The organism is Brevibacterium sp. AGC70 (assembly GCF_057334195.1).
In genome coordinates this window covers 13897-33795 of sequence record NZ_JBHFIH010000007.1, presented here as the reverse complement: position 1 = coordinate 33795, position 19899 = coordinate 13897, and the positions used below count along the sequence as shown (strand labels likewise).

General features: G+C 61.4%; 15 protein-coding genes. 9 read left to right on the top strand and 6 right to left on the bottom strand.

Annotation, left to right across the window (positions count from 1 at the left end; genetic code table 11):
- Positions 1-178: 178 nt before the first annotated feature.
- Both ACE03M_RS05185 and ACE03M_RS05180 read right to left on the bottom strand, forming a co-directional pair.
- Entirely contained in the window at positions 179-1171 is a 993-nt protein-coding gene (locus ACE03M_RS05185; RefSeq protein ID WP_143923137.1) for a TAXI family TRAP transporter solute-binding subunit, read from the bottom strand.
- 16 nt (positions 1172-1187) lie between these two features.
- A complete protein-coding gene (locus ACE03M_RS05180) occupies positions 1188-3407 on the bottom strand; it encodes a TRAP transporter permease (protein WP_485933027.1) in 2220 nt (739 codons plus the stop codon).
- Between the two features lie 339 nt (positions 3408-3746).
- On the opposite strand from ACE03M_RS05180, the gene ACE03M_RS05175 reads away from it, so the two are divergent.
- Together ACE03M_RS05175 and ACE03M_RS05170 are read left to right on the top strand one after the other, a co-directional pair.
- Positions 3747-4517 (top strand): amidohydrolase family protein, encoded by a 771-nt coding sequence (locus ACE03M_RS05175; protein WP_143923136.1) that lies wholly within the window; start codon positions 3747-3749, stop codon positions 4515-4517.
- A 128-nt stretch (positions 4518-4645) separates the two neighbouring features.
- Positions 4646-6397 (top strand): ABC-ATPase domain-containing protein, encoded by a 1752-nt coding sequence (locus ACE03M_RS05170; RefSeq protein ID WP_485933026.1) that lies wholly within the window; start codon positions 4646-4648, stop codon positions 6395-6397.
- 33 nt (positions 6398-6430) lie between these two features.
- Here the strand turns inward: ACE03M_RS05170 and ACE03M_RS05165 are convergent, their stop codons facing one another.
- Complete coding sequence (locus ACE03M_RS05165; protein ID WP_485933025.1) at positions 6431-7900, bottom strand: MFS transporter; 1470 nt, start codon at positions 7898-7900, stop codon at positions 6431-6433.
- A gap of 164 nt (positions 7901-8064) precedes the next feature.
- Here ACE03M_RS05165 and ACE03M_RS05160 point away from each other — a divergent pair, with 164 nt between their 5' ends.
- The gene (locus ACE03M_RS05160) at positions 8065-8934 is read left to right on the top strand and encodes a TetR/AcrR family transcriptional regulator (protein ID WP_485933024.1); all 870 of its coding nucleotides are present in this window, start codon (positions 8065-8067) and stop codon (positions 8932-8934) included.
- A 25-nt stretch (positions 8935-8959) separates the two neighbouring features.
- On the opposite strand, the gene ACE03M_RS05155 is transcribed toward ACE03M_RS05160, so the two are convergent.
- The 3 genes from ACE03M_RS05155 to ACE03M_RS05145 all read right to left on the bottom strand — a co-directional run bounded on the left by ACE03M_RS05155 (position 8960) and on the right by ACE03M_RS05145 (position 12633).
- Entirely contained in the window at positions 8960-11281 is a 2322-nt protein-coding gene (locus ACE03M_RS05155) for a thioredoxin domain-containing protein (protein ID WP_485933023.1), read from the bottom strand.
- Positions 11282-11420: 139 nt separating this feature from the next.
- Complete coding sequence (locus tag ACE03M_RS05150; RefSeq protein ID WP_485933022.1) at positions 11421-11663, bottom strand: hypothetical protein; 243 nt, start codon at positions 11661-11663, stop codon at positions 11421-11423.
- Between the two features lie 154 nt (positions 11664-11817).
- Positions 11818-12633 carry a glycerophosphodiester phosphodiesterase gene (locus ACE03M_RS05145; RefSeq protein WP_485933021.1) on the bottom strand — a complete coding sequence of 272 codons (816 nt, stop codon included), beginning with the start codon at positions 12631-12633 and terminating at the stop codon, positions 11818-11820.
- A 330-nt stretch (positions 12634-12963) separates the two neighbouring features.
- Here ACE03M_RS05145 and ACE03M_RS05140 point away from each other — a divergent pair, with 330 nt between their 5' ends.
- The 6 genes from ACE03M_RS05140 to ACE03M_RS05115 all read left to right on the top strand — a co-directional run bounded on the left by ACE03M_RS05140 (position 12964) and on the right by ACE03M_RS05115 (position 19869).
- Positions 12964-13965 (top strand): Lrp/AsnC family transcriptional regulator, encoded by a 1002-nt coding sequence (locus tag ACE03M_RS05140; protein ID WP_485933046.1) that lies wholly within the window; start codon positions 12964-12966, stop codon positions 13963-13965.
- An 87-nt stretch (positions 13966-14052) separates the two neighbouring features.
- Positions 14053-14997, top strand: coding sequence for a polysaccharide deacetylase family protein (locus ACE03M_RS05135; protein WP_485933020.1), 945 nt, complete (start codon positions 14053-14055; stop codon positions 14995-14997).
- Positions 14998-15106: 109 nt separating this feature from the next.
- Entirely contained in the window at positions 15107-16420 is a 1314-nt protein-coding gene (locus ACE03M_RS05130) for an MFS transporter (RefSeq protein WP_485933019.1), read from the top strand.
- A complete protein-coding gene (locus ACE03M_RS05125) occupies positions 16417-17271 on the top strand; it encodes an SDR family NAD(P)-dependent oxidoreductase (RefSeq protein WP_485933017.1) in 855 nt (284 codons plus the stop codon). The genes ACE03M_RS05130 and ACE03M_RS05125 overlap by 4 nt, the downstream gene beginning before the upstream one ends.
- Positions 17268-18293, top strand: coding sequence for a ketopantoate reductase family protein (locus tag ACE03M_RS05120; RefSeq protein WP_485933016.1), 1026 nt, complete (start codon positions 17268-17270; stop codon positions 18291-18293). The genes ACE03M_RS05125 and ACE03M_RS05120 overlap by 4 nt, the downstream gene beginning before the upstream one ends.
- Positions 18294-18393: 100 nt before the next feature.
- Entirely contained in the window at positions 18394-19869 is a 1476-nt protein-coding gene (locus ACE03M_RS05115; protein WP_485933015.1) for an alanine/glycine:cation symporter family protein, read from the top strand.
- Positions 19870-19899 lie beyond the last annotated feature (30 nt).

The following is a 19899-nucleotide window of genomic DNA, read 5'->3' as shown; positions in this document are numbered from 1 at the left end:
GTAGGTTGCAACCAACTCAGCCTGACTTAACCTGTAGAGCTCACGCGAAGCACACCTCGCGTGCGGTTGCTGACCGAGCGGAGGACCCGCAGGACTCTGAGCCCACGCGGCTTGATTCCAACCAGCCTCAGACAATCAGTCTCAGACAACCAGCCGTCAGCCAGCTGCCGGCAGCTCCCTACTTGTTCAGTTCCTCCAAGGCCTTCTTCGAGCCCGGGTGGAGTTTGATCGGGTCAGGTGTCTCGGCGTTTTCGACCTCAATCTCCTTGGCCGCTGCGTGGACCTTCTCCAGATCGGCCTTCTTGTCGTAGATCAGCTTCGTCAGAGCGCACGCGGTGCCTTCGTCCATGTCGTTGCGGACCATGAGGACATTGGGAGTGACGATGGTCTTGACGGCCTTCACACCCTTGTATGTGTCGGCGGGGATCTCCTCGACCTCGTAGACCGGGTTGATCTCCTTCATCGGGTCCTCGAGCTTGGTGATGTCGATGAATTCGACGTCCTTGCCGTTCGAGGTGAAGAGGTCGGTGACGCCAGCCGTCGGCAGCCCGCCGGACCACACCATGCCGTCGATCGTGCCGTCCTTCATTCCGTCAACGGTCTTGGTCAGGTCGAGGCGCTGAGTTGTCACATCGTCCTTTTTGAGCCCTGCCGTTTCGATGAGGCGGTTGGCAATGACCTCGGTGCCGGACTTCGGCGAGCCGGTGGAGATCGTCTTGCCCTTGAAGTCCTTGACGGATTCGATGCCTGCATCCTTGCGCACGACCACGTGAGTGAAGTTCGAATAGATGCGCGTCAGTGCCGAGATGTCCTCCGGCTTCTTGAAGTCCGCGTCACCGTTGACCGCATCGGCCGCTGTATCGGCGAGTGAGAACGCGACGTCGTAGTCCCCGGATGACAGCTGCTGCAGGTTCTGCACGGAGGCACCGGTCTCGGCCGCGGTGGCCTTCAGATCGGAGTTGTCGGAGATGATCTGCGCCAGACCGCCGCCGAGGACGTAGTACACGCCCGTCGAGTTTCCGGTGGCGACGGTGATCTGCCCGGAGGCCGCGGTGCAGTCGCCGCCGCCTTCGCCTGCCGGTTTGGCTTCCTGCTTACCGCCGCATGAGCTCAACGCCAGCACCGCGGCAACGGCTGACGCCGTGATTGTGAACATCCTTGTTCGCTTCATGGAATTCGTCCCTTTCTCAGTTGGACTCGGCCGGAGATCCGGCCGAGTGTGTTTCGGTCGATCCGATATCGCTGGTCATCGCCGAGGTGGTCTTCGGTTTGCGACGCAGCAGCAGGTGAAGGATGACGGCGAGGATGAGGGCGGAGAACCCGATCATCATCGACATGGGCTGCAGGTAGAGCAGGGCTCCTGCGGCGATGAAGCACAGGATGCGCTCTGGCCAGCCCGCACGGCGGATGATCCAGCCACCGGCACCGGCAGCGAGTGCGGCCACGGCGAATGCGGAGACGAACCCGGTCCATACCGCGCCGATGAATCCGCCCTGGGCCACGAGGCTCGCGCCCTCGGGTGTGAAGGTGAAGGCCAGCGGCACCAGGAATGCAGGAATCGCGTACTTGCAGGCCTGCCACATCGTTGCGATGACCCGGCCGCCGGTGATCGCCGAGGACGCGACGGCCGCCAGAGCGGTCGGGGGTGAGACCTCGGACAGTACGGCGTAGTAGAAGATGAACATCGCGGCGGCCGCCTCGGGGACACCAAGTGAGATCAGTGCCGGGCCCACGATGACCCAGCTGATTATAAACGAGGCCGTCACGGGCACCGCCAGGCCGAGGATGGTCACGGCCACGGCAGCGAAGATGCAGGTGAAGATGAGGACTGCGGTCGGGTCTGTCGACAATGCCTGCGCGCCCTTGATGAGGATGTCGGAGATGACCTGGCCGAGGCCTGTCTTCGTGATCGTCGAGACGATGATGCCTGCGGCCGCGCAGACGCTGGTCACCGGCAGGACCGAGCGGATGCCCGAGGACAGTGCCCCGTAGAAGACGTCCCAGATCGCGAGGAGAATCGCCTTCGGTTCGCCGAGGCGGGAGATGACGATTTCGATGATCCCGAAGCCGATGCCCACCAGGGTGGCGTAGACGACGGCTTTGAAAGGTGCCATGCCCATTGAGAGGAAGACGACGATGATGCTCAACGAGATGAAGTGGTAGAAGCCTCGCTTCAGGATGGGCCACGCGCGCAGGCCAGGAGGCGGCGTGTAGTCGACCTCGATCTTGCGGGAGTCGATTTCGATGGCGAGGAAGATGCCCAGGTAGTACAGAAGGGTCGGGACCACTGCCCACAGCAGGACGAGTCCATAGGAGACGTTGAGCAGCTCCGCGATGATGAAGGCGGCGGCACCAAGGGTCGGAGGTGAGAGGATCGCACCGATACCGGAGGCTGCGAGCATTCCACCCGCGTTCTCCTTCGGGTAGCCGGCCTTCTTCAACACGGGCCAGGTCACGGCACCGAGCGAGACTGCAGTGGCGGTGCCGGAGCCGGAGACCGTGCCCAGGAGGAAGCCGGAGAGAGCGACGGTTCGTCCCGGCGCGGCCTTCGACTTCTTGAATAGTGAGAAGCTCAGGTCGATGAAGAAGGTTGCTGCCCCGGTCTTGTCGAGGACGGCTCCGTAGATCGTGAAGAGGACGATGTAGGTGGCCGCGACGTCGAGGGGGATGCCGTAGAAGCCGGATGCATCGTTGTACAGGGCATTGACGATCTGGTCGAAGTTCTGGCCCGCATGGGATCCTGGCCAACCGATCGGAATGTAGGCGCCGTAGTAGCTGTAGAGAAAGAAGACGATGCAGAAGATCGGCAGAATCAGGCCAGTGGTTCTGCGCGTCGCCTCAAGGACGAGGAGGAGGAGAACGCCGCCCATGATGACGTCGAGCGAGGTCAGCGAGCCCTGCCGGTTGAGGAACTCGTTGAAGCCGCCGGAGAAGAAGGGCAGCACCGGGTAGGCGCAGGTGAGGAAGGTGAGAACGACGAGCACCCAGTCGATGATCGACGGATTGTCGTTCGACCGGCGCGTTGCCTTCCTGCGTGGCTTCGCGGTGGAGTCAGCAGCCGCACCGCTGCCAGCAGCGACATCGCTGTCGACAGCCTCGGCGACTTCCAGGGCCTGGTCGGCGACGTCACTCTTACGACCGAAACCTGGCCGGTAGCAGATGAAGACCAGTGGCAGGACGAACGCCAGGAACCACATGAGGTAGTACTGATTGCCTTGAGTCAGCGGGAAGAACACCTGTTTGAGAACGAACAGTGACACGACGAAACACACGATTCCCACGCCGAGGTCGAGCCTGCGTGTCAGGGTGCGCTGAGGAAGCTCCTCATCGTACTGCGCGATCAGTTCGTCGACGTTCGTCTGCGGTATCGGGTTCGCAGGCGACGCCTCAGAAGGACGTGCGGACATCATTGTCCTTTCGGATGCTCGGGTCATCATGCTCAAGCCATGTTGTTCAGGGTCTGTTGTGAACTACCTCACAATATACCGAGCGTCCGCTTACCTGCCTCACCCGTGTCCCGACCAGCGGTCATATTGTCGAGATCGTTACTCGCAGTGCCGATAGGTGGGACTGGGACACCGTTCTCACGGCAGTGCGCCCCCACTTCGTCGCAGGACGCCCCCACCTCGCCGCAGGGCACCCTCAGCACACGACAGGGCTCCACAGTTCAAGTTCCGCATTCGCCGACCACGCGGCTACCCTTTGAGATGAAATGTGCCTTGCCGAATACGGGGTAGATTGGGGCCATGGATTCTCCGACCCCGATCTTCGACTCACACCTGCACATCATCGACCCCAAGCATCCTCTCGTCGAGAACAACGGCTACCTGCCGGACCCTTTCACGGTCGAGGATTATCTGATGCGCATCAGCGGTCTGGGCATTGCCGGGGGAGCAGTGGTCGCCGGGTCATTCCAAGGGTTCGACCAGTGCTATCTTGTCGATGCTTTGAGCACTCTTGGCCCCGATTTCGTCGGCGTCACTCAACTTCCCGTCGACACGTCCGATGATCGCATCCTGGAGCTCGACCGCGACGGAATCAAAGCACTGCGCTTCAACGTCGCCCGCGGAGGGTCAGCAGTCTTGGACGACATGGAACATATGGCTCGTCGGGTCCATGACCTCGCCGGGTGGCACTCGGAGCTCTACATCGATGCCCGCAGCATCGATGAGGATCTCAGCGACCGCATCGCCGGACTGCCCGCCGTGAGCATTGACCATTTCGGCATGCACAGCGACGGACTGCCCGCCCTGCTGAAACTGGTCGAACGTGGCGTCAAGGTGAAGGCGACAGGCTTCGGCCGAGTCGAACTCGACCCTGCCACCGCGATGCGAGCGATCGTCGACGTTGACCCCTCGGCACTCATGGTGGGCACGGATCTGCCGTCGACCAGGGCTCCTCGGCCGTTCGAGAACACAGATTTCGACATCATCCGTGACACCCTGTCAGCAGAGGAACTCGCCGCCGTGTGCTGGGACAACGCCGCAGATTTCTATCTGGGACGCGAACGCAACTGATCGCGAAGCCACAGAGAGCCTGATCGCGAAGCCGCCGAGAGCCTGATCGCGGAGCACCGGGGAAAGTTCTGGCGAAGCACGGGGCTCGTCGTGGCCTGCGTTGACCACAATCAAGTAGCATTCCACGGATGAACTCCCCACGATCGAATCTCGCATCCACTCTGCACAACCTCGATGGCCGCAGCTACGGAAATTACAAGCAGATCCGTGGCAGCTACGAGTTCGGGTCGTTCACCGTGTTCATCGACCGAGTCCAGGTCGATCCTTTCGCCTCACCGTCGAAGGTCCGGATCAGGATCAACCGCGCCGAGGCGGGGTTCCCCACTGACATCACCACCGAACGCGCAGATCGCATCGCAGCCGCCGACTTCCTCTTCCGCGTCGGTGATTCATTCCTGCACCGCAATGACCGGCGTTCGATCATCCTCGGCCGTCCGGGACAGGAGGTGCTCGAACGCACCAACGTCCTCATCGATGACGAAGGCTTCGAGGCACGCCTGCTCGTCAATCTCCCGGCTCGAGGCCGTCGCATCCTGGGCCATCAGGCCGCGGACATCCTCACCCGGGATGTGCCCGAGCTCGCTCAAACCATGTTCATCTACTCCAATCTCGCTGCCGCTTACCCGCCCGCTAAGAACCAGCCCGGCAAGAACCAGCCCAGCCAGGTCCAGTCTGGCAGGAACCAGTCCAGCGACGACCTGCGCGAGCATGTCCAACTCCACCGGGATCAGCTGGAACTGCAGAGCCACCTCGGCGAGGAAGGTCTTCTCGCGTTCATCGGCAATGGCGCGATTCTGCCGAGGCGATCCGGGGATTCTGACGTGCCCATGGATTCGAACGCTGTGGCCTTCACCAGCCCGAGTTCCCTCGAGCACACATTCACGCTCTCGAGCGGACGCAGGCTCACCGGCATGGCGATCCCCCGTGGAGTCACTGTCATCGTCGGCGGCGGCTATCACGGCAAGTCGACGATCCTGCGTGCCCTCGAACGCGGCGTCTACCCCCACATCGCCGGCGACGGGCGTGAGTGGGTCATCACGGAACCCAGTGCCACCTCCATCCGGGCCGAGGACGGTCGTGCCGTGACCGGCGACGACATCTCGCCCTTCATCAACAATCTGCCATCCGGCACTGACACGAGAGCCTTCACCACAACGAACGCGAGCGGGTCCACGTCGCAGGCGGCCAACCTCGTGGAGGCTGTGGAAGTCGGTGCTCGTTCGCTGCTCATCGACGAGGACACCTCGGCGACGAACTTCATGATCCGCGACGATCGGATGCGTGCTCTGATTCCAGCCGACCGCGAACCCATCACCCCTTTCGTCGATCGCATCCGTCCGCTGTTCACCCACCGAGGCGTTTCCACGGTGCTGGTCGCCGGTGGATCGAGCGCATTCTTCGAGGTGGCTGATCATGTCATCGCCCTCGATGCGTACGTACCCCAAGAAGTCACCGAGAAGGCGCACGAACTCGTGGGGGTGAAATCAGCCGATGACACAGGATCGGCGTTCGCCACGCCTCGGCCCCGGATCCCAACCGCGAAGGCGCTGCACCCCGGCTCGAAGACGAAGTCGGCGAAGGCGAAAGGGCTTGGCCAGGTTCAGTTCGGCAAGGCCTTCATCGATCTGACCGCGATATCCCAGCTCGTCGACCCGCAGCAGACGACAGGCATCGCCGAGGCGCTTGAGTATCTGGCCGAGATCTTCGACGACCAGACCTCACTCACCGAGGCTCTGGCGGAGGTCGAGGACATGCTCGATGCGCAGGGAGTCGACGGCCTGACCGGCAACCGCGATCATCCGGGGCATGTCGCCCGCCCCCGTGCACAGGAGATCGCGGCGGCGCTCAACCGCTTCCGAGGTTTGCGCCTCGTCGACTGAGCTTGGTTGCGAAACGGGCTCCCGGGCACCTGCTCAATGCTCGTCGACTTCCCTCGAGTCGGTCAACGTGCGAACCCCGATGATCGACATCACCAGTACGATACCGGCGAGGACCGTGAACGAAATCTGCTGTGAGTGCACGAAGCCGGCAACCGTCGCCGAATCCCAGGCCCCCTGCGGCAGTGTGCTGCCGAGAACCGTGGCCATGATCGTGCCGACTATCGCAACGCCCACTGCATTGCCGAGCTCTTGAGCGGTGTCGTTGAGCGCCGATCCGATCGACGTGTGCGTCTCAGGCAGGGCGCCGAGGAGGGCGACCGCACCAGTCGTCATGATCGTCCGCATCCCCATAGTCATGATGAGCATCCCGACCGCGCACCAGAGGAAGCCGTGTGTGAGCGCGAAGATCCAGATGATGAGGCTGACGATGACGAGCGCAATACCGCCGATCGAGGTCTTACGGTGGCCGAATCGGGCCACGGCGCGATCGACGAACGGGCCGGCGAGCAGCATGCCCGCGACGAACGGAAGGTTCGCCAATCCCGCCTGGAAAGCGGACCAACCCCAGGCGAACTGGTAGAGCTGAGTCGAGACGAACATGACTCCGACCATGGCGATCATTGTCGCGGTCTGCAGAATCGCTGACCCGCTCACTGTCGGCAGGGCGAGCAGTTTGAGATCGAGCATCGGATCCTCGGCGGTCTTCTCACGCCAGATGAATCCGGCAAGGGAGAGCACACCGGCGGCGAAGACGAGCACCGTCAACGGTGCAGCCCAACCGTATTCGACCCCAGCGGTGAAGCCGTAGAGGAGGAAGCCCAGCGAGGCCACAGACAAGATGCCGCCGGGAATGTCGGCACCGCCTTCGCGACGGTCTGCCGGGTCGTCCTCGGCGACCCCGAAACGCACACCGAGCCAGGCGATGACCGCGACAGGGGCGTTGACCACCAGGAGTGCCTGCCAGGGCAGATTCGTGATCGCCAATCCGGCGATGGTCGGGCCCACGGCGAAGCCGATCATCGAGACGACCACGATGAGGCCGATCGCCCTCGTGCGCAGGTCATCACGGTCGAAGAGGCGGAAGATCAACGACATGGTCAATGGGGCGATGAATGCGGCGAAGACTCCTGCCAGTGCTCGCACCGCGATCAGCTGTGCGGGCGTGGAGACGAGCAGCACGCCGAGTCCGGTGAGACCGAACAGCACGAGGCCGAAGAGGAGGGTCCGACGGCGACCAAGCTTGTCGCCCATCGTCCCGCCAACCATGAGCAACCCGCCGAACGTCAGCGAATAGGCGCCGACGATCCACTGCAGGTCTGCTGGAGAAGCGCTGAGGTCTCGCCCGATCGTGGGCAGAGCGACGTTGAGAATCGAGTTGTCGACCATCTCGACGAGCATGGTCAGACACAGAGCGAGAAGAGCAGGCCAGGCAGCTCGGAGACTCTGCGGTTTGAGTACTTGCGTATCGACGGATGAGGAGGTCGAGGAGTATGAGGAGGACATGTGGGTCCTTTCGCGGGTAGGTCGAAAGGTCGGCTGGAGAGCCGGCGAGAGAAGAACTTAATGATCGAACAATGTTCGCCAATGGAACTCCGTTCTATACTCGAACTATGTTCGACCATAGAACGGTGTTTGATTGAATGCAAGTCTCTCGGTAGATTCAAGGCATGGCATCTGAGACTCCCCCGCGTCCGCGAGGCGATCACAACGCGAATTCACGCAGAGACAGCCCTCGTGATTCATCGAAGGACGCTCAACGCAGGATCACTCCTCCCCGACGCCGAGGTGGTCGTGGGGTGGCGCGCACGCGTACGTCCCTCTCGCTGGAGCAGATCATCGAGGCCGCGATCACCACGCTCGACGCCGTTGGGGCGGAGAAGATGACACTGCGCGGACTGGCCGCACAGCTCGACAGCGGCGTGGCCAGTCTCTACTGGTACGCCGCCGGCAAGGACCAACTGATGGCCATCGTGTCCGATGAGCTGTTGGGACGTGCATTGGACGAGGCCGAGGCCCTCGAACGTGCTGATCAGCCGCACCCGAAGCAGTTGGAGAACTATCCTCCCCCTGAGCCCGATGGCCGCACGAGCACCGGTACCGCTGAGGGCCTGCTGCAGATTCGACGGCTCGTCCTGTGCCTGTTCGTCCAGATGCTCGAGCACCGCTGGCTGGCCTCCCAGCTCATCAAGGCGGGCCCCGATGAGCAGAATTCGCTGACCTACTGGGAGCTGGTCGGTCAGGCCCTCCAGAATAGTGGACTGGACCTGACCCGCCAGCTTCAGGCGTCAATGGTCGTGTCCACCTATGCTTCCGGCATGGGCGCGGAAGTCTCTCAGCGTGCGATCGAACGCGAAGCCGCCGAGGATGGTGAAGCCCAACACACTGCCCAGATCGACCACTGGGCAAGTTTCAGTGAAGAGGACTTCCCCTTCGTGCACTCCGTGCTCGGCGAGTTCGAGAATCTCGACGAGGCATCGGACTTCATCATGGGCCTCGACCTCGTCCTGTCAGGCCTGGAACGCCTCACCTGGGACTGAACTGCTTTAAGGGTGAGGCTACGACTCAGAAACCGTCGAACTGCTCGAGGAGTTCGCCCACGGTGGCCACGGGCAGCGAGCACTGCGTCCCTCGGCAGACGATCGCTGTACCTTCGGGCACCTCGACCTCGGATCCGCTCACGCCCGGGACTCCGGTTGAAGCGGTCAGGAGCGTGACCGCGGGGTGCCGGGCGGCGAATCCCCTCAACTCGGCATTTCGAGTGGCCACACGCACCGGGCTGAGTGCTCGTTCGGACTGCCACAGCGCGTGACCGCAGCCGCGCGGCGCTCGACCAGCGAGTGCCCTGTAGACACCGAGCAGGCGATCGCGCAGTTCAAGAAGTCTTCCGGTGCTCAGCCCCTCAGCCCCAGCGGTGCCAGTCGACGAGTCACCCATCGCACGACTGCCCGGCGAACCGGTAACAGCACCGCTGTCCAGACCGGTCTCAGCACCGCTGTCCAGACCGGTCTCAGCACCGCTGTCCACACCGATCTCTGCGAGCAGAAGCGCCGCCTCTGCCGCTGCAGATCTGCCAGAGGGCACCGTATTGTCCACTGGGTCAGAGGATCTGACATCCAGGATCTCGTCACCCAAGGAGTCGAAGACCTCGAGCACATCTCCTTCGACGGTGAAGCCCGCGAACATCCGCGCACCCCAAGAAAACAGATCGCTCACCTGCACCGAGGCTCCCGGAAGCTGGCGGACGGTGATGCCTGCAGTGATGAACTGCGCCCAATCGGCGAGGCCTGCCTGGCCGGGCCCCGGGGTGTCACCGGTGAAGCTGCGGCGGACTTCACAATTCGAATCGGCACCGAAGCGCAGGAGCATCGCCTCCCACTGATGTACCGCATCCCTCCCCCAGCTCGCCGGCGGTCCGGCAGCTGCCGAAGTCCCCTCGCTCCCGGACACACCGGCATACAAGGCTGCTTCGGCCAGTGCCGTGATCGCCAGCGAGTTCCATTCGGTGATCGTCTTCTCATCCCGTGCGGGCTGGGGGCGTGTGCCCAACAAGTTCTTCAGACGCTCCTGTTGCGCGACCGTCGCCGAGGTGGTCCACGGGGCCGGGTGCTCCTCGTCAAAGGGCACGTCGTCCATGCCCAACCAGTCGATGATGCGAATGGCGGCGACAACGGAACCGGAGAGTTCTGCGGCGGCCGGCGAATCGACGAGTTGGAGCAGCCCCTCATGCCCCACCTCGGCGAACTCCTCGGGCGTGACGACGTAGGCGGCACCCTCTTCCAGCACACCGTCAGCGTTGAGTGAGTCCGCGTCGAGTGCGGCGATGAAGCGGTCCCCGTCGGACATGTCTGCGTTGAGGAAATTCGCGGTGTCGGTGACCTCGCGTTCGGCAAGCGCCAGCCACTTCGATCCCGGGTTGAGCGCGCGTTCGACCTTCGCCCATTGGACGGCGGCGCGCAGGTAGAGCGCATTGTCGTAGAGCATCTTCTCGAAATGCGGCACGAACCACTGCCGATCGACGCTGTAGCGGGCGATTCCGCCGCGCACCTGGTCACGCATGCCGCCGCTCGCGATCCGTGCGAAGGTGCTGCGCACCGCGATGAGGCAGTCGAGGATGAGTTCACCCTCGAGATGGCCATCGGCTCCCACCGTGTCGACCTTTCCAGGAGCAAGCGCCCCTTCCCTCGCCGAGGTGGTTCCACCCAAGCGCACGAACGTGGCCAAGAGCTGCATGAGGTTCATCAGCGGCGGGAACTTCGGTGCTTTGCCGAACCCGCCCCATGCGGGGTCATAGGAGTCGAGCAGGGACTCAGCTGCCGAGTCGAGCTCTTCGGCGCTCAGCAGCTCTGAGGCTGCTTCGGCAGGCAATGCGTCAGAGACTGCACTGGCCATATCGGCGAGCCCACGATCCATGCGCTTGGTCATCTCGGTCACTTCGGCGCGGCGTTCCGTCCACGACTGGGACACGGCGGCGAGCACCTGCGTGAACGCGGGCAGGTTCCCCCGCGGTGCCGGCGGGAAGTACGTCCCGGCGTAGAAGGGACTGCCTTTGGGTGTGGCGAAGATCGTCATCGGCCAGCCGCCCTGGCCGCGCATCGCCTGGAGTGCGTTCATGTAATAGGAGTCGATGTCCGGGAGCTCTTCGCGGTCGATCTTGATCGGCAGGAAGTTCTCGTTGATGACGCGGGCGATGGCCTCGTCCTCGAAGGATTCGTGGGCCATGACGTGGCACCAGTGGCATGTGGAGTAGCCGATCGAGATGAGCAGCGGCATGTCTCGGCGGGCCGCCTCGGCGAGGTTGTCCTTCGTCCACATCCGCCAGTCGACAGGATTGTCGGCATGGGCGCGGAGGTAGGGACTGGTGGACGACGCGAGTTCATTGGCCATGGTCCCAGCGTCTCATCCGGAGGCCCCTGCTGAGAACCGGCGTCTCTATTCACCGGCCCTGACCGTGGCGTCGGCCACTGATCAGAACCATCCTCTTATCGACAAGACAAGTGGCTGAATATCGTGGAGTTCCGTGCAACTACCACTTCGCCCAGAGCCTGCCCACCGGAATTGCCATGTTCGTCCTGGCTTGTGCGGCCGGTGCCGCTGCCATACTCATCGCGCGCGAACTCCCGCCCATCCCGCGCAGCATTGCCATCTTCGGAATCTCCGGCCTCGCCGAGGTGGTCGGACGCGTCGAACGACCGACGCCGGAACTGATGGTTCTGACCTTCGGAGAAGTTGTCCCGCTCATCGGCATATTCGTATTCCCCTTCGACATCGCAGGAGTCCTCACCTGTGCAACCTCTCGACAGGTCTGCTCGTCTCTGTGGCAGCGGCGAGGCCTCGGCCGTCTTGAGACACACTCTGCCGTCTCACGGATCAATTCTGTCCCGAGTGAACCCGGAGCTGGTGCTCGACTCGGCGCGCTGACCTCAGAGGTCTTCGACGACCGCGACGAGCCGGTCGGGCCTGTTGGTGATGATGCCATCGGCACCGAGGTCGACAGCCTTCTCCATGTCTTCGACGCTGTCGACGGTCCACACCAGGCTCGACATCCCCAGCTCGTGGACGTGGCCGAGGAAGGTGGCATCTGCCGCGATGTACTGGGGATTGACCTGGTCGACCCAGGTGGCAAAGTCGCGCAATTCGTCCGGGCAGGGCCGACCCAGAACCCCGACGGGGATCTCCGGAGCCAGGGCGTGGAACTCACGGATGAAGGCCCAGTCGCCGGACTGGACGACGAGCATCCCCGCCGCCAATGCTCGGTCGAGATAGTCGGGGGATGCGGTCAGAGATTCAACGAGCGCCTGGGCGAATCCCGGGTATTGGGTGGGGTGTTTGACCTCGAGGAGCAGCCCGGTGCGGGTCACGTGCACCAGATCGAGCACCTCGGCGAGGTGAGGGACCCGGACGCCGGCGAACGATTCAGACTTCCAGCTGCCCGCGTCGAGGCTGGCGATCTCGGCCGTGGTCATGGACTTCACGCTGTAGTCCGTGCGGTCAGGATGGGCGACGCGGGCATTCGTCGTCCGCTCCACGGTGACGTCGTGGATGACGACGAGTTCTCCGTCAGCATTCATGTGCACGTCGATCTCGAGCATGTCGGTGCCCTGGTCGATGGCGGCGACGAAGGCCGGGATCGTGTTCTCCGGATAGTCAGCTGACGCGCCACGATGCGCGATGACCAGAGGCGGAACCCGGGTGTGGGCGACGGCCTCGGAGGTGTGGTTTGCGAGGGTGATTGGCATGGCGGGGACTCCTCAGAGTTGGCGACTCGGTGCAGGCTCGAGCGGCCGATGGTGCAGTGGATTGCGGACAACCCTAAACAACCCGAGCAATGAACGGATGATGTCCGGGTAGACGCGACGTGAATGCTGGATGGGTACAACGTCAGTGTCACCGACGTTCAGTTGAACCAACCAGCACCCACTAAGAATGTGTGCACCCTTCGAGCATCAGCCGTAGAATCTCGAAATCGGCCACATGAATATGTAATTTTGAAGGAAACAATCTATTGACTTTGAGTATTTGGCGAATATGATCATACTGCGAATCAAAACACACGATCTGCCGGCGTTCTGGATCCGATCGACAGAGCCATCGTCGATGTCCTTCATCGCGATGGCCGCGCGCCATGGGCGAGAGTTGCAGATCAAGTCGGAGTGTCAGCAGCAACCGTTCGCCGACGCTACGAAACGATGCACAATCAGGGCGTAATTCGAGTGATTGGAGCAACCGACGTTGCTCGGCTCGGTTTGGGAACACCAATCTACATGCGCATCTCCAACGCCCACAGAGACCTGGACGTACTCATTCCCCGGCTCAAGTCACGGAAGGAAGTTCGATCCCTCAACACACTTCTCGGGTCCGTCGACATTGCGGCAGAAATGGTGCTTCCGCAAAATGCAGACCACAGCACGCTCGTAGCAGAAATCACCGAGGGAACTGCAGCGACAGTGGAGACGCTCCTCCTCACTCACGCGTTCGCTTCCGGCCAAGACTGGGCGCCGCCGCGCGACACGGACGAGCCCACGCGATTAGCTTCGGTGAAGACTGAACCAGCTCCACCGATCGAGCTGTCCCGAGCTGAAGCGAAGGTTCTGGGAATACTCATGCACGACGGGCGGACTTCGCTGGGCGACCTCGCAAAAGCGATTGGCAAATCTGAGAACACTGCAACTCGGACCATTGATCAACTCCAAGAAAATGGCCTCCTCGACTTTCGTATACTCGTGGAACCGGAACGATTGGGCTTCGCCACCGAGTTTCTGCTGTGGCTGGAAGTCGAGCCTCAGCATCTCACCGAAACAGCGATCGCTCTATCGGAACACTCATCCACGAAATACCTCACAGCAACAACCGGAAGTTGCAGCTTAGCCGGACAATTCATCGTTCGTGACCGCACCGAGCTGTTCCACTATTCCACAAAGGTTCTCGGCTCTCTGCCCGGAATCCGCAGCGCCGAATTCTCTATCCAGACCACTACTCATAAGCGTGTTTGGACGACGATCGAAGCGGGAGTCTACGCAACCGCAGGCCTGCCGCTGGATCCAATTGAATACCTCCAGCCACATACGTGACAAGCCGAAAAGGTCCACTCAGCCTCGGCAAGGCCGCACGGAATGGCCCGCACGTCCTTGCCGAGGCAACACCACAAAGGAGAATCGATGTCCTTACACAACCCTTCATCCACGGGCCCCGATACTGAGCCGTGGCAGTGGCCTGAGGAGCAGTGGCGCTCTGAGGTCAACCGCGTACGTGCCGGACGCAGCCTGGTCGACAAAGACGTCTCGCGGCGTTGGCCGGAGGAAGCTCAATGTGCCGTTCTCATTGCCTACGATTCCGATCATGAGACCCCCTATCTGCGAGACGGACAAACCTCGCCAGGCTCCCTGGCGCAGGGCGAATATGGTAGTCGGTCAGCCGTGCCGAGAATTCTCGACATGCTTGCCCGTCACGAGGTGCCCACCAGCTTCTACGTGCCCGCAGTGTCGGCCCTCCTTCACCCTCAGGACATTGAAGGATATGTGGCCGGGGGCCATGAGGTTGCTGTGCACGGGTGGATCCATGAGCGGAATACAACTTTGCCCTATGACGCGGAACTCGACCTCATCGGCCGAGCAACCGATGTGCTCGAAAGACTCAGCGGTACTCGTCCGAGCGGTATCCGCACACCGTCGTGGGATTTCTCGCATTCAACGTTAAAAGTCATCAAAGAGCTAGGTTTCAGCTACGACTCATCGCTCATGGCCGATGACGAACCCTATGAACTCAACGCTGATGGCGCACCGACGGGAATCATCGAGATTCCCGTCGAATGGATCAGGGACGACGCACCCTATTTCATGATGGATCGCTTCGGCGGTCTCCGCCCCCACCTCTCACCCTACGATGTAGAGCGAATCTGGGTCGACGAATTCGAGGCTGCGCATGCCGCCGGCGGTGTATTCGAGCTGACCCTGCACCCGCACATCAGCGGACACAGATCTCGTCTCGCAATGGTCGACCGACTGCTTTCACACATCCGCACTTTCGACAATGTCTGGTTCGGCACGCATGCCCAGCTCGCAGACCATCTGCGAACCAACTTCACCCTGACAACTCAAGGCTGACTACCAAACGTCTCAGACCTTAACGCTCAACACGGACCATCTGATCCGCATCTTTGGCGTCTCCGAAAACTCCGGAGCTCCCCGCATATTTTGAAAGCACGGACACCACATGTCTACTGAAACACCAAAGCCCCTACCGCCGCATGACACAAAACTGTCGAAAAAGGGCCGCAAGGCACTGTTGGCCGGCGCCGTCGGCAACACCGTCGAGTGGGTCGACTGGGCGATTTACACCACGTTCTCGTCGGTCTTTGCTGTCCACTTCTTTCCAGGTGGCGACCCTGCCGCAGCACTTCTGGCTACGCTGGCCGTCTTTGCCGTCGGTTTCATCATGCGTCCCATCGGAGCAGCAGTGCTCGGCAATTACGCCGACCGCCATGGTCGCAAAAAGGGCATGGCTCTGACAATCGGCCTGATGGCCGGAGCCTCCCTCATCATCGCGATCACTCCCGACTATTCGATAATCGGCATCTTCGCTCCGATCGTGCTCGTATTGGCTCGCATGCTGCAGGGGTTCTCTGCAGGTGGTGAGTTCGGAGCGTCGTCGGCGTTCATGGTTGAGGCAGCAGCGCCGAAACGCCGCGCCTTTGCCGGATCCTGGCAACAGGTGTCGGTGGGAGCCGGCGGACTCATCGCTGCCGGCATCGGAGCAGTCATCACATCAGCACTCGATTCGGAGGCTCTCGACTCTTGGGGTTGGCGGCTTGCCTTTGCCCTCGGTGCACTGCTCGGCCTGTTCGGACTGTGGCTGCGCACAAACGTCGCTGAATCCGAATCGTTTGAAGCCACCAAGGCGGCCCGAGACGCCGAACCTAAGCAGAAGAGCTCCTATCTCACCATGTTCGCTAAGTACCCGGGCGCAGTGGCTCGCGTCTTCGGCATTACGATTGCCGGCACCTTGCTCTACTACATCTGGGTCTCCTACCTCCCGACTTACGCCCACGTCGCCACGGGCCTCCCCCTCAACTTGGCGCTGACTGCGAATTTCATTGCGATCGCGTATTTCATCTGCATGCTTCCATTCGCTGGGATCCTTTCGGACAAGATCGGCCGTAAGCCGACGATGTCGGCATTTGCTGCAGGGTTCCTAGTTCTGGCATTTCCGTTGCTCAATATTCTCGAGAACAACTTCTGGATCTTCCTTGCTGTGGAAATTGTGGGAATGACACTGCTGCTCGGGTATTCAGCCAACTGTGCGGTAATCATGGCCGAGCAATTTCCGCCGGAGGTGCGCGCCACCGGCATTGGACTTCCCTATGCTCTGGCCGTCGCCATCTTCGGTGGAACTGCGCCTTATGTCATCACTTGGATGAACGATGCCGGAATCGGAGACAAGGTGTGGATCTATTGCGCGGCCGCGGCCGCAGTTGGCTTGGCCGTCTACCTCACAATGCCCGAGACGAAAGGAAAGAAGCTCGCATGAACGAGACATTCAAGCCTCACGTCCTCATCACTGGTGCTGCGAGCGGAATCGGCAAGGAAATCGCCCATCAGTATGCCGAACAGGGCGCTCGTCTGACAGTCGTGGATTTCGATGCCGAGGCACTCCGTTCGGTTGCAGAGGATCTTCGCCGAGATGGCACCGAGATCAATACCATCACCGCGGATCTGCGTGAGCCCCAGGCTCCAGCCTCGGTGATCGAATCCGCTTTTGCCTTCGGTGAAGTTCACGTCCTTATCAATTCCGCCGGGGTCTATCCCGCGGTACCTCTTCTCAACATCACCGCTGAGATCTGGGATGCCGTCCAATCAATCAATGTTCGGGCGCCGCAACTGCTGACAGTTGAGTTCGCGAAGAGGATGGGCGATCTCGGCGACACACTTCCTCTCGGATACCCCTCAATAGTCAACATATCGTCGGGCGCGGCACTACGGGCACGGCCCGGAGCCGCTCCGTATACAACGTCGAAAGCGGCATTGGAAATGGTCACCAAGTCATGCGCACTGGAACTTGGTCCCATGGGAATCCGAGTCAACGCCGTTGCACCGGGATTCGTCGTCGTTGACAGCGACCTCAACCGCCTCACCGATGACTATGTGTCCAAAGTATCGGCCAATCCGCTTGGGAGGAAGGGTCGACCCGATGATATCGCCAGAGCTGTGCTGTGGCTTGCGTCCCCTGCCGCGGAATGGATCACTGGAGAGATCCTTCGAGTCGATGGAGGGTCAGCAGCCGGAGCACTCAACCTCCCTGTGCACTGGCCGGAGACACGTACTGAGATCGACGACGAACCAACAACTTTGACAGCAACGAAAGCGAGCACAAACGAATGACAGCTGCACCTGCCCCTACAGAAGTGATCTACACCGTCGTCGGCGGGGGCGCCATCGGTGGCACACTAGCGGCGCACTTGGCTCTGGCTGGCCACCCTGTGCAGATCGTGGACACCGACCGCAAGCATGTAGCTGCCATTCGCCGGGATGGTATGAGGATCGAAGGCCCTTCCGGAGTACTCGAAACTCGTATCCCCGCTTTCGAGCTCGCAGACGCACCGAGCGAGCTAGGTCCCGTACTGCTGGCGGTGAAGTCACAGGCAACCGAGTCAGCAATGGAATGGGTCGCCCCTCGGCTCCGGGCCGATGGCTATGTGGTCTCCATGCAGAATGGACTCAATGAGGCTGCGATCGCCCAGCACATCGGGGTCGACCGCACAGTGATTGCATTCGTTGACCTATTCGCTGACCTGCTCGAGCCCGGCGTGATCCAGGACGGAGGCATCGGCACAATTGCGCTGGGCGAGTACGCCGGGGGCACAAGCAATCGCGTCGTTCGACTTGCCGACGATCTCTCCCACTGGGGTTCACCGATCGTCAGTGACAATGTCAGCGGATTCCTGTGGTCAAAACTGGCCTTTGGCGCCATGCTCACAGCAAGTTCGTTCGTCGACGAGGATATGTCGTCTGTGATCAACAAGAATCGCGCCCCGATGCTCGGGTTAGCACGCGAAATCTTCGCGGTTTCCGACGCCCTCGCTCTGCGACTGGAGAGCTTCGACGCATTCGATCCCGATGATTACCGGGCCGAGTCGCCGGAGAGAACAATCAATGCCGCATTCGATTCGCTCACAGACTGGTTAGCAGGGCAGACAAAGACCCGCTCGGGCATCTGGCGTGACATCAATGTACGAAAACGACCGACAGAAGTCCCATCTCACTACCAACCTGTCTTCGCAGTTGCCGAAGACCAAGGAATCGAGACGCCGAAGCTTCGTGCAATGGTCGAACTAATCGGGGAGTTGGAACGCGGTGAAACGTCCATGGGGGCTTCGCTGATGAGAGGTATCGAGGAGGCGTAGTCCGGGCCTTCCTACAGGGTCAGCGTCCTGAGCCGGATCCGTCGAGTGACACAATGTTCTAAAGAAACGCTCAGACCAGCTCTAGAATCGGATGTTCTGTATGCTCTCCCTCGACGAACTCATCACTGTCGTCAACGACTGGCTCGGATGGGTCCTGGTCGTCGTTCTCGTCGGCGTAGCCATCTACCTCAGCATTCGGACGAAACTCGTCCAGCTGCGACTCGTCCCCGAAATGTTCCGCGTCATCGGCGAAAGCCCGGGAAAGGACACTGACGGCACGAAGTCGATCTCATCGTTCAAGGCCTTCTGCATCTCGGCTGCCTCGCGTGTGGGCACCGGCAACATCGCGGGCATCGCTTTGGCGATCTCCATCGGCGGGCCCGGCGCGGTCTTCTGGATGTGGGTGATGGCCGTCCTCGGCGCAGCCACCGCGTTCATCGAGTCGACACTGGGCCAGCTCTACAAGGTCAAGGACAAGGGCGCCTACCGAGGTGGCCCGGCGTACTACATGAGCGTGGGCCTCAAGCAGCCGTGGATGGGGGCGTTCTTCGCCGTCATCATAACCATCACCTACGGCTTCGTCTTCAACTCACTGCAGGCGAATTCGATCGTCGACGCCACTGCCACCAGCTTCTCCGTCGACACCACCCAGAGCTTCTGGTTGCCAGTCGGGCTCGGCATCGGCCTGGCCGTCGTGACAGGCCTGGTCTTCCTCGGCGGAGTGCAGCGGATCTCGAACTGGTCGTCCGTCATCGTTCCTATCATGGCCGTGGCCTATCTGATCCTCGGCGTCATCGTCGTGGTCCTCAACATCACCGAGGTGCCCACCATGTTCGCCCTGATCGTGAAGAATGCGCTCGGCTTTGATTCCATCATCGGCGGTGGCATCGGAATCGTCATCATGCAGGGCATCCGACGCGGACTGTTCTCCAACGAGGCCGGCATGGGCTCGGTGCCAAATGCCGCAGCCACCTCGTCGGTCTCACACCCTGTGAAACAGGGGCTCGTTCAGAGCCTCGGCGTCTACTTCGATACCATTCTGGTCTGTTCGATCACCGCGTTCATCGTTCTGCTCTCCAACCCGACATACGACGAAGCGCAGGGTGCGTCGCTGACCCAGACCGCTTTGGCTTCGCAGCTTGGCGACTGGGCGGTTCACTTCCTCACAATCGCGATATTCCTCTTCGCATTCTCGTCCATTCTGGGCAACTACTACTACGGCGAGGCCAACGTCTCGTACTTGTTCAAGAAGAAGCCGAAAACCGCGGTCGGAATCTACCGGATCATCGTCATGGTAGCTGTGTTCACCGGATCGGTCATCGCCCTGCCTCTGGCATGGTCTGCGGCCGACGTGTTCATGTCGATCATGGCGCTGACCAACCTCGTCGCAGTCTTCTTCCTCGCGCCGACGGCCATGAAGCTGCTGAAGAACTATCTGCAGCAGCGCAAACTGGGGCTCGAACCGGTGTTCCACAAGGACGACCTGCCGGGTGTCGACGGGATCGACGCATGGGACGGGTCCGACGACGTCACCAGTCGCGAGTTCTGGGATCAGAAAGTGAGCCAGAAGAAGTGACTGTGGCGCGGTCCGAGCTGGTCGAAGAGT